Here is a 10,913-nt window from a genome sequence, read left to right as displayed (position 1 = left end):
CGATGCCCGTGCACATCTCCGCCAAGGTGGACTACGCCGTCCGCGCGCTGCTGCTCCTCGCCGAGCGCTCGCCGGACCTCGTGACGGCCGAGGCGCTGTCGACCGAGCAGGACCTGCCCCGCGAGTACGCCGAGCAGATCCTCACCGAGCTCCGCAAGCTCGGGTACGTGGTCTCCAAGCGGGGTGCACGGGGCGGGTTCCAGCTCGCGCGGCCGGCGGACGAGGTGCTCGTCGGGCCCGTGGTCGCGGCGCTGGAGGGGCCGTTCGTCACCGTGCGGGCGGCCCCGCCGGACCGGTTGGTGTACCGCGGCGTCGCGCAGCACCTGCCGACGTTGTGGGGCGCGATCGACGACACGCTGCACGGTGTGCTCGACCGTGTGACGCTCGCCGACCTGCTCGCAGGTCGGTTCGCGGGCAGCGTCCCGGAGGTCCGGGAGAGCGCGGCGGGCTGACGCGGCCGACGACCACCGGCGGATCCCGCAGGTCGCGCGCGCGGCGCGGTGCGGGCGCGAGACCCGCGGGCGGCACAATGGTCGGCATGCGGGTCTCGGCGAAGGCGGACTATGCGGTGCGGGCGTGCGCGGAGCTGGCGGCGAGCCCGCAGGGCGACCCCGTCGCGGTCGAGACCCTCGCGGTCGGTCAGGGGCTTCCGACGAGCTTCCTCGAGCGGATCCTGGGCGACCTGCGCCGCGGCGGCGTGGTCGTGAGCGTGCGCGGGCGTTCGGGCGGGTACCGGCTCGCGCGGCCCGCGGACCAGATCACCCTCGCGGACGTCATGCGCGCCGCCGAGGGCCCGCTCGTCACGGTGCGCGACGAGCGCCCGCCGTCGCTCACGTACGAGGGCTCGGCCGCGGCGCTCCTGGACGTGTGGGTCGCGCTGCGCGTCGCGGTGCGCGACGTGCTCGACGAGGTGACGATCGCTGCGCTGGTCGCGGGTGACCTCCCGGCGCCGGTGCAGGCGATGCTCGGCCGTGCCGACGCGTGGGAGAACCCCTGACGCGGAACGGCTGACGGGAGCGCGGTGCGTCTTGCATGATGGACACGTCTTGAATATCGAGTTCCCGGGTCGGGATTATCGAGTTGTCGGTTCCGCCCGCTGTGCGTCGCCTCGCGCGCCCCGCACGGCACCCTCCTGACCCGGCGCCCGACCCACCCGCCGCTCGCGAAGGACCCCGCTCATGCCGCAGCTCCTGCTCCTGGCCGTCGTCGGCCTCGCGGCACAGCTCGTCGACGGCTCGCTCGGCATGGCGTACGGGGTCACGTCCAGCACGCTCCTGCTCGCGATCGGCACCAACCCGGCCGCAGCGTCCGCGACCGTGCACCTCGCCGAGATCGGCACCACGCTCGCGTCCGGCGTCTCGCACTGGAAGTTCGGGAACGTCGACTGGCGCGTCGTGCGGCGCGTCGGCATCCCCGGCGCGATCGGGGCGTTCCTCGGCGCGACCGTCCTGTCCCGCGTCGCGACCGACTCCGCCGCGCCCGTGATGTCCGGCATCCTGCTCGCGCTGGGCACGTACATCCTCGTGCGCTTCACGTTCAAGGGGCTCCGCAAGGACCGGATCGGCCAGCCCGTGCGCAAGCGGTTCCTCGCGCCGCTCGGCCTGTTCGCGGGCTTCGTCGACGCGACCGGCGGCGGCGGCTGGGGACCGGTCGGCACGCCCGCGCTGCTCGCGTCCGGGCGCATGGAGCCGCGCAAGGTCATCGGATCGATCGACACGTCCGAGTTCCTCGTGGCGCTCGCCGCGTCGCTCGGCTTCCTGTTCTCGCTCGGCTCGCAGGGCATCGACGTGCGCTGGGTGCTCGCGCTGCTCGTCGGCGGGCTGATCGCGGCGCCCATCGCCGCGTGGCTCGTGCGGATCATCCCGCCGCGCCTGCTCGGGTCGGCCGTCGGCGGCATGATCGTCCTGACCAACACCCGCACGATCCTGCGCTCCGACGCCGTCGGCCTCGGCGGCACGCCCGCGCAGGCGTGGATCCTGGGCCTGGTCGCCGTGGTCTGGGCCGCCGCGATCGCCTGGTCGGTGCGCGCGTACCGCGCCGAGCGCGCCGCGGAGCGCGCCGCCGCCGAGCCCACCCCCGAGCTCGTCGAGGCCTGACCCCGGCCCCGACCGGACGGGTGGAGCACGTCTGGTCGGGTGCGACCTCCGCCACCCGTCGAGCACAGCAGTGCTGCTCCGGGCGGGAACCACCCGGGGCCGTGACTCAACTGTGACCTTCGGGGTGCCGACATCACCCGTGTGGATGCGGTGGAGGTCGCCTTCCGGTACGCGGGGCGTTCCGGCCTCCGAGTCGAGCGCGTCGGCGCGCACCTCGGGCTCGCGACGAGTGAGCGGCGCACGTTCGTCGACGGCTCCGTGCAGCGCGCCGACGTCGTCGCGGCGGCGCTGCTCCTCGTCGCGCGCGTCGCGGCGTCCCGCTACGACGAGCCCGTGTCCCCCTCGGGCCCCCATGACGGTTCCGGCACCGGTTCACGTACCGGTTCGCGTACCGGTTCGCGCACCGGCGCTCGCACCGACCGCGACGCGCACGACGACCTCGCCGACCTCGTCGAGCACGCCGACCCGTTCCTCACCACCGGTGACGGTCTCGTGCGGTTCGAGAGCATGTCCGCGTGCGGGGGCGTCGCGGCTCGGCTCGACCTGCTGCCCGACGGCCTCGACGTCACGCCGCGCGCCCCGGGCACGACGACGGTCGACCTCGGCCCGCGCGTGCGCGAGTTGCTCGCGGGCGTGCTCCCCCGCGACCCGCTGCACCTGAGCGCGAGCGCCGCCGGGCTCGACGAGCGCGCGTTCGTCGGCCGGGTGCAGGAGCGGCGCCTCGACCTGACGGCCCGTTGGCTGCGGTCGCTCGCCGCGCTGCCGGTGCTGGCGTCGGACATGCGCCCCCGCGCGCGGCTGACCGCGCGGCACGCCCGGACGTTCGTGCGCGGCCTGCCCGCGGGGTCGTCGGACGCGGGTGGGTCCCGCTCGCACGACCGTGGCGTGTTCCGCCCGCACCACCAGCACCAGCCGCGCCCCGGCCGGGAGGAGTCGAGCGCGTGCGACACGACGTGGCTGGTCCCCGTGCGCGACTCCCTGCGGACGCTGCCCGGCCCCGCCGCCGACGCGCTCCGGCTCGACGGCGCGTGGCGCCTGCGTGTGCTCGAGCCGCTCGTGCGGCACGCGACCGGCCTGCGGGTGCACGAGCACGAGGCCACGGGCACGACCTGGTGGGAGCTCGAGCTGCCGTTCGCGCGCCTGGGCGTCGCGCTGAGCGCGCACCCGGGGCGTGCGTTCGCCGACGAGGCGCTCGGCGCCCCGCACGCGGTCGGCGACGAGCGCGCGGCCGCGCTGGCCGGGCTGCTCGCCTACGACCTCGCGGAGACCCGCTGGTTCGACCGCGTCGTCCCGGTCGCCCGAGACCTGCTCACGCCCGACGAACCGACCGCCGACGGACCGACCGCCGATGAGTCGACCGCCGACGAGTCGACCGCCGACGAGCCGACGCGCCGAGCGGCGCGCACCGACGAGCCGACGCGCCGAGCGGCGCGCACCGACGAGCCGCCCGCGGACGCGGCGATCGCCCCCGACGCGCGGTTGGTGCGCTGACGGGTCAGGCGGGCGGGTCAGGCGGGCGGGTCAGGCGGGCGGGGTCGCCTGCGCGGCGGCCTGCGCGGCGGCCGGCAGGGCGTCCTCGATGCGCGAGAGCGCCGCGTCGTCGTGCGCGGCCGAGACGAACCACGCCTCGAACGCGGACGGCGGCGCGGAGATCCCCGCGTCGAGCAGCGCGTGGAAGAACGGCGCGTACCGCCAGTGCTCGGACCCGAGCACCGCGGCGTAGTCCCGCACACCGTGCTCGGCGACCTCGTCGCCGAACGCGATCGAGAACAGCGACCCGGCCCACTGCAGCGCGTGCGGCACGCCCGCGTTGGCGAGGGCCTTGGTGACGGAGTCGCGCAGGCGCGCGGCGGCCTCGTCGACGTGCCGGTACACCTCGGCGTCCGCGAGCCGCAGCGTCGCGAGGCCCGCCGCGGTGGCGACGGGGTTCCCGGACAGCGTGCCGGCCTGGTAGACGGGGCCGAGCGGCGCGAGCTGGTGCATCACGTCGCGGCGGCCGCCGACCGCGGCGACGGGCAGGCCGCCGCCGATGACCTTGCCGAACGTGAACAGGTCGGGCGACCAGCCCTCGCGTAGGCCCTCGAGCCCCCACCAGCCGGAGTAGCCGGCGCGGAACCCGGTGAGGACCTCGTCCTGGATGAGCAGCGCGCCGTGCTCGTGGGTGATCTCCCGCAGCTCGGCGTTGAAGCCGGGCGCGGGCGGGACGACGCCCATGTTGGCGGGCGCGGCCTCGGTGATGACGGCCGCGATGCGCGAGCCGTGCTGCGCGAACGCGTCGCGCACGGCGTCGGCGTCGTTGTACGGCAGGACGATCGTCTCGGCGGCGACGGCCGACGAGACGCCCGCGGACCCGGGCAGCGCGAGCGTCGCGACACCGGACCCGGCCTGCGCGAGCAGCGCGTCGACGTGCCCGTGGTAGCAGCCGGCGAACTTCACGACGAGGTCGCGGCCCGTGTAGCCGCGTGCGAGCCGCAGCGCCGTCATGGTCGCCTCGGTGCCGGTCGACACGAGACGGACCTGCTCGGCGGCGGGCACGCGGTAGCGTACGGCGTCGACGAGCTCGACCTCGGTCGTCGTCGGCGCCCCGAAGCTCAGGCCGCGCGCGGCGGCCTCCTGCACGGCGGCGACGACCTCGGGGTGCGCGTGCCCCAGCAGCGCCGGCCCCCACGACCCGACGAGGTCCACGTACTCGCGGCCCTCGACGTCGGTCACGTACGCGCCGCGCGCGGACGCGAGGAACGGCGGCGTGCCGCCGACCGACCCGTACGCACGCACGGGCGAGCTGACCCCGCCAGGGATCACGGCCTGCGCGTGGGCGAACACCTCGGCGTTCGTCGGGCTCATCGGTACTCCTCCGCCAGCCATCCGGCCAGCTCCGTCGCGTGGTACGTGAGGACAGAATCGGCACCCGCGCGGCGGATGCTGAGCACGGACTCCCGAATCGCCCGTTCGCGCTCGATCCACCCGGCCGCCGCGGCAGCCTCGATCATGGCGTACTCGCCGGACACGGCATAGGCCGCAACCGGTACGGGACTGGCCGCGGCGACGTCGGCGAGCACGTCCAGGTAGGACATGGCGGGCTTGACCATGACGACGTCGGCCCCCTCGCCCACGTCGATCGCGACCTCGCGGGCCGCCTCGCGCCGGTTCGCGGGGTCCATCTGGTAGGTCCGCCGGTCGCCGTGCAGCTGCGACTCGACGGCCTCGCGGAACGGGCCGTAGAACGCGCTCGCGTACTTCGCCGCGTAGGCCAGCACCGCGACCTCGTCGTACCCGGCGGCGTCCAGCGCGTCCCGCACCACGGCGACCTGGCCGTCCATCATCCCGGACAGCCCCACGAGGTGCGCCCCCGCGGCGGCCTGCGCGAGCGCCATGTCCGCGTACCGCACGAGCGTCGCGTCGTTGTCGACGCGCCCGTCGGGGGTGAGCACGCCGCAGTGGCCGTGGTCGGTGAACTCGTCGAGGCACAGGTCCGCCTGCACGACGAGCGCGTCGCCCACCTCGGCCGCGGCGACCGCGATCGCCCGGTTGAGGATGCCGTCGGGCGCGGTCGCCTGGCTGCCGACCGCGTCGCGCACCTGCGGGACGGCGAACAGCATCACGCCACCCAGACGGGCGTCGGCCGCCTGGGCGAGCGCGCCCTTGAGCGAGTCGAGCGTGTGCTGCTGGACGCCCGGCATCGACGTGATCGGACGGGGCACATCGATTCCCTCGCGCACGAAGACCGGCAGCACGAGCTGGCGCGGGTGCAGGTCGACCTCGCGCACGAGCCGGCGCATCGCCCCGGTCGTGCGCAGGCGACGGGGGCGGACGCGCCCGGGTCCGGCGACGGTCGGGCGCTCGGTCGGGCGTCCGGTCGGGCGTCCGGTGGGTTCGGTGGTCACGGTGTCTCCTGGTGTCCGGTTCGCCCATCTTCCCGGACGGGCGGGGGGACGACGAAGCCGTCCGACGAGCGAGCGGCGTCCACGAGGGCGCCGACGAGGCCGGTCATCGTCTGCTCGGCGGCGGTCGCGGCGAGCGGCAGGCCGAGGCGGTGGGCCTCGGCGGCGGTGGTCGGGCCGATCGCGACGAGCAGCGTGCTCGCGGGCGGCGGCCCGAGGTGCTCGACGAGCGCGCGCACCGTGCTCGCCGACGTGAGCAGCGCGGCCCGGATCGCGCCCGTGCGCCAGTCGTCGCGCACGTCGTCGGGCGGGGGCGGTGCCGTGACCGTGCGGTAGGCCACCACCTCGTCGACCTGCCAGCCGCGGGCCCGCAGGCCGTCGGCGACGGTCGACGCCGCGAGGTCGCCGCGCGCGAACAGCACGCGCGCGGGCCGGGCGAGGCCGGTGGGGTGGTCGTGCGGGTCGGCCGACGGCCACTGCGCGGCGAGGTTCGCGCCCGTCGACGGCCCGCGCGGCGTGAGGTCGGTGTCGACCCCCGCGTCGCGCAGCGCGCGTGCGGTGCCCGGCCCGACGGCGGCGACCCGCACGTCCCCGTCGGCGACGAGCGTCGCGAGCGGTCGCCCGGCCGCGCGGGCGCGCGCGTCGAGCACGGGGACCGCGGCGCCGCTCGTCACGACGAGCCAGCGGTACCAGCCCGAGCCGAGCGCGAGCAGCGCGTCGTCGACGCGGGCCGTGTCCTCGGGGGGGTCGATCGCGATGAGCGGGACGAGCACGGGCTCGGCGCCGACCGCGGCGAGCGCGATCACCGCGCCGGACTGCCCGGCGGTCGGCCGCGGCACGAGCACGCGCCACCCGGCGGGTGCCGCGGCGGCCGCACCGACCTGGTCGCTCGTCCCCGTCGTGAGGCCCGCGGTCCCGTGCCGCGCCGCGGCGGTCGTGGGGCGCTCGTCGTCGGACGTGGTCACGAGGCCGGGCCCACCGGGGCGAGCTCCGCGGCACCCATCTCCAGCAGCAGGTCGGCGAGGTCCGCGCCGCACGTCGCCGCACCCTCCTCGGTGTGCTCCGGCACGCGGACCTCGTCGGCCTCGGGTGCGGCGCCCGTGGGTGCGGTGCCTCCGGTCGCGGTGCCTCCGGGTGTGATGTCCGTGCCCGACGGCTGGTCGGGCGCGACCTCGCGGACGACGACGGCCCAGCTCGTCAGGCCGTGCCGCAGGAGCCGGGTGCCGTCGGTGCGGGCCACGACGGCCTCGACGTCGAGCCGCGCGCCCTCGACCCGCGCGAACGCGCCGACCGGTGCGGCGCACCCGGCCTCGAGCCGCGCGAGCAGCGCGCGCTCGGCGGCGACCGCGAGGCGGGTCGGCCGGTGGTCGAGTGCGGCGAGCGCGGTCGCGAGGGCCGCGAGGACCGGCGTGGGCGGGTCGGCGAGGGCGGCCGTGCGCACCTCGACGGCGAGCGCGCCCTGACCGGGCGCGGGGAGCATGACCTGCGGGTCGAGCGCCTCGGTCACGGCGTCGAGCCGCCCGAGGCGCGCGAGCCCGGCGCGTGCGAGCACCACGGCGTCGAGGTCCCCGGGTCCCGACGCCGAGCCCGCGACCCGGCCGAGACGCGTGTCGACGTTGCCGCGGATGTCGACGACCTCGAGGTCCGGTCGCGCGGCGAGCAGCTGCGCTGCGCGGCGCGGCGAGCCGGTCCCGACGCGTGCGCCGGGGGGCAGCTCGCTCAGCGTGAGGCCGTCCCGCGCGCACAGCACGTCGCGCGGGTCCTCGCGCAGCGGGACGGCCGCGATCGTGAGGCCGGGCGCGGGTGCGGTCGGCAGGTCCTTGAGCGAGTGCACGGCGACGTCGCAGCGGCCGTCGAGCAGCGCGTCGCGCAACGCCGTCACGAACACGCCCGTGCCGCCGAGGGTCGCGAGGCTGCCGGTGAGCCGGTCGCCGTCGGTGCGCACGTGCACGGTCTCGACCTCGAAGCCGCCGAGCCGCGCGAGCGCGTCGGCCACGTGCCCCGTCTGCGTGAGCGCGAGCGTGGACGCGCGGGTACCGATCCGGACCACCGACATGCCTGCAGTCTCCCCCGTCGTCCGCGCGGATGTCGAAATCCCGTCTCCGCCCGCGCGTGCTGACGGGATGTCAGAACAATGCCGGACCGTGCATTTCTGCGTGCCCACCAGGAATTGTCAGGTGACCCTCACCACGCGACGCCAGGAAATGTGTGACCCGGACCCGACAAGTTGTCAGAACAATGTCTCGACGAAACGCCTCAGACCCGGACCGGCCGCAGGCTGGGTGGTGAGGACGTGCGCGCCCGGCGCCGGCGCTGAGGTGTCGGCGTCCCGGATCCAGCGTCCCGGGGTCAGAGCTCCGGCGTCAGGACCGCGCGCCCGGCGGCGACCGCGTCCGGGATCACCGACGCGAGCCCGTTGCCCGCAAGCCACGCTCCGCACGCCGCGACGCGCGCACCGCCCGGCCGCGCAGCGGCGAGCGCCGCGCGGACCGTCGCGACCGCGTCGCGGTGCCGCGCGCTGGGCCGCGGCAGCGCCTGCGTCCAGCGCACCACCGACGTCGCGACCACCTGCTCGTCGCGCACCGGCACACCGAGCAGCACCGACGCGTCGGCGAGCGCCAGCGCCACGAGCGCGCCCGGGTCGCCGAGCCCCGGCCCGGCCGCGACCTCCTCGTCGGCCCGGCCGTACGACAGCCGCACCACGTGCCGTCCCGCCGGTGCGCGCCGCGCGAGCCACGGCCACTTCGCCGTCGCGTGCGTCAGCGCCTTCGCGCGCACGTCCGTCACGTCCCGTCCGACGAGCACGCCCGTGCCGCGCGGCGCGGCGTCCAGCGCGGGGGCGTCGAGCACGAGCGTCACGAGGCGCACGTCCGCGCCCTCGTCGAGCGCCACGTCGCCCAGGTCGAGCACGCCGGCGAGCACGTCGAGCGCCTGCGGTCCCGCGACGACGAGACGCCCGGTCCGCACGCTGCTGCCGTCGGCGAGCGTGACCAGCACCTCGCCCGGCTCGTCGTCGGCGGGCCGTGCGGCCGTCGCACGGGTGCGCGCGCGGATGGTGCCGCCACCGTTCGAGACCTGCGCGGCGAGCGTCTCGACCAGCACGTGCACGCCGCCGTCCAGGCCCTGCACGGCCGAGCCCGCGGGCGCCGCGGCGCGCAGCGACCGCACGGCCCGCGCGAGCGAACGGGACTCCCTCACCGCGGCGGGCAGCGCGGGCGCGACCGCGTCGACCGCGAGCTCGTCGGGCTCCGCGGCGTGCACGCCGCCCACCACGGGCCGCACGAGCCGGTCGACCACGCGCGCGCCCATGCGCGCCCGCACGAGCCCGCCGAGCGTCGTGGCGCCCGCCGCCACGCGCGCGGGCAGCACCAGGTCGAGCGCCGCACGCGCCGCGCCGAGGACGCCCAGCGTGCGCCGCACGTCCGCCGCCCACGGCTGCGACGGGATGCCCAGCAGCCCCGTCTGCGGCAGCGGGCCGTCCCCCGACGGCAGGTGCACCCAGGAGCCGAGCCCGCTCGGTGCCACCACGCGGTCCCCGATCCCCAGCTCGTCCAGGTACGCCGCGACCGTCCCGCCGCGCGTCGCGAACGACTCCGCGCCCGCGTCGAGCTCGAGACCTGCGACGACGTGCCCGCGCACCGCGCCCCCGACCGCGTCGCGCCCCTCGACGACGAGCGTGCGCAGCCCCCCGCGCACCAGCTCCCGCGCCGCCACCAGACCCGCGAGGCCCCCGCCGACGACCACGGCGTCCCACTGCTCGGCGGCCTTCTCGTCGGCGGCCTCGCCGGCCGGCTCGACCGCGCGTCCGACCGCACGTGAGACAGCGCGTCCGACAGCGGGCGCCGGGCCCTCGGCGGCGGCGGTCACAGCGAGTGGACCAGCTCGACGACGCGCGTCAGCACCGCCGGGTCGGTGCTCGGCGGAACGCCGTGCCCCAGGTTCACCACGTGCGCCGGAGCCGACCGGCCCCGCTCCACCACGTCACGGACGTGCGCCTCGAGCACCGGCCACGGCGCCGCGAGCAACGCGGGGTCGATGTTGCCCTGGACGGGCGTGGTGCCCCCGAGCCGGCGCGACGCCTCGTCGAGCGGGATCCGGTAGTCGACGCCCACGACGTCAGCGCCCACGTCGCGCATCGCCGCGAGCAGCTCGCCCGTGCCCGTGCCGAAGTGCACGGTCCGCACGCCCAGGTCCCGCACCGCGCCCAGCGCGCGCGACGACGACGGTGCGACGTGCGCCGTGTAGTCGGCGAGCGACAGCGCACCCGCCCACGAGTCGAACAGCTGCGCGGCGGACGCGCCCGCGAGCACCTGCGCCCGCAGGAACGCGCCCGTGACGTGCGCGGCCCACGCCGTCAGCGCGTGCCACGTCGGCGGGTCGGAGTGCATGAGCGCACGGGCCGCCAGGTGGTCGCGCGACGGCCCGCCCTCGACCAGGTACGCGGCGAGCGTGAACGGCGCACCCGCGAACCCGATGAGCGGCGTGCTCCCGAGCTCGGCGACCGTGCGCGCGACACCCTCGGTGACCGGGGCGAGCGCCTCGTCGGACAGCGTCAGCTCCGCCAGCCGCGCGACGTCGTCGGCCGTGCGCACCGGCGCACCCATGACCGGCCCGACGCCCGGCTTGATCTCCACGTCGACACCCGCGAGCCGCAGCGGCACCACGATGTCCGAGAAGAAGATCGCCGCGTCCACGCCGTGCCGCCGCACGGGCTGCAACGTGATCTCGGACGCGAGCGCCGGGTCGAGGCACGCGTCGAGCATCGCGGTGCCCACCCGCAGCGCGCGGTACTCGGGCAGCGAGCGGCCGGCCTGGCGCATGAACCACACCGGAAGGCGCTCGGGGCGCTCTTTCGAATACGCGGCCACGAGCGAGGAATGTGACGTGCGCCCGTCGACGAGCGGATGACCTGCAGAAAGCACGGGTCGATTGTGCC

At 76.7% G+C, this 10,913-nt stretch carries 10 protein-coding genes; 4 read left to right on the top strand and 6 right to left on the bottom strand.

The features are described from left to right. Positions 1 to 2: 2 nt before the first annotated feature. The 4 genes from F1D97_RS02995 (at position 3) to F1D97_RS02980 (ending at position 3,587) form a co-directional block, all read left to right on the top strand. Entirely contained in the window at positions 3 to 452 is a 450-nt protein-coding gene (locus F1D97_RS02995; protein ID WP_236122252.1) for an RrF2 family transcriptional regulator, read from the top strand. An 86-nt stretch (positions 453 to 538) separates the two neighbouring features. Next, entirely contained in the window at positions 539 to 997 is a 459-nt protein-coding gene (locus tag F1D97_RS02990) for an RrF2 family transcriptional regulator (protein WP_236122251.1), read from the top strand. Between the two features lie 181 nt (positions 998 to 1,178). Continuing rightward, positions 1,179 to 2,096, top strand: coding sequence for a sulfite exporter TauE/SafE family protein (locus tag F1D97_RS02985; RefSeq protein ID WP_236122250.1), 918 nt, complete (start codon positions 1,179 to 1,181; stop codon positions 2,094 to 2,096). Between the two features lie 150 nt (positions 2,097 to 2,246). Beyond that, positions 2,247 to 3,587 carry a hypothetical protein gene (locus tag F1D97_RS02980; protein ID WP_236122249.1) on the top strand — a complete coding sequence of 447 codons (1,341 nt, stop codon included), beginning with the start codon at positions 2,247 to 2,249 and terminating at the stop codon, positions 3,585 to 3,587. Positions 3,588 to 3,617: 30 nt separating this feature from the next. Here the strand turns inward: F1D97_RS02980 and hemL are convergent, their stop codons facing one another. From hemL to hemE, 6 genes are all read right to left on the bottom strand, one after another. Next, entirely contained in the window at positions 3,618 to 4,940 is a 1,323-nt protein-coding gene (gene hemL / locus F1D97_RS02975; protein ID WP_236122248.1) for a glutamate-1-semialdehyde 2,1-aminomutase, read from the bottom strand. Further along, a complete protein-coding gene (gene hemB, locus F1D97_RS02970) occupies positions 4,937 to 5,875 on the bottom strand; it encodes a porphobilinogen synthase (RefSeq protein WP_236123465.1) in 939 nt (312 codons plus the stop codon). The genes hemL and hemB overlap by 4 nt, the downstream gene beginning before the upstream one ends. Before the next feature lie 101 nt (positions 5,876 to 5,976). Then, positions 5,977 to 6,942 carry a uroporphyrinogen-III synthase gene (locus tag F1D97_RS02965; protein WP_236122247.1) on the bottom strand — a complete coding sequence of 322 codons (966 nt, stop codon included), beginning with the start codon at positions 6,940 to 6,942 and terminating at the stop codon, positions 5,977 to 5,979. Beyond that, a complete protein-coding gene (gene hemC, locus F1D97_RS02960) occupies positions 6,939 to 8,033 on the bottom strand; it encodes a hydroxymethylbilane synthase (RefSeq protein WP_236122246.1) in 1,095 nt (364 codons plus the stop codon). Before hemC ends, F1D97_RS02965 begins: the two co-directional genes overlap by 4 nt. A 293-nt stretch (positions 8,034 to 8,326) precedes the next feature. Further along, positions 8,327 to 9,844, bottom strand: coding sequence for a protoporphyrinogen/coproporphyrinogen oxidase (locus F1D97_RS02955; protein ID WP_317618933.1), 1,518 nt, complete (start codon positions 9,842 to 9,844; stop codon positions 8,327 to 8,329). After that, complete coding sequence (gene hemE / locus F1D97_RS02950; RefSeq protein ID WP_236122245.1) at positions 9,841 to 10,899, bottom strand: uroporphyrinogen decarboxylase; 1,059 nt, start codon at positions 10,897 to 10,899, stop codon at positions 9,841 to 9,843. Before hemE ends, F1D97_RS02955 begins: the two co-directional genes overlap by 4 nt. Positions 10,900 to 10,913: the final 14 nt, after the last annotated feature.

Origin of the sequence: Cellulomonas palmilytica (genome assembly GCF_021590045.1) — a bacterium.
Classification (GTDB): domain Bacteria; phylum Actinomycetota; class Actinomycetes; order Actinomycetales; family Cellulomonadaceae; genus Cellulomonas; species Cellulomonas palmilytica.
Note: the sequence above shows the minus strand (reverse complement) of the source record. Positions and strands in the feature narration are given on the sequence as shown.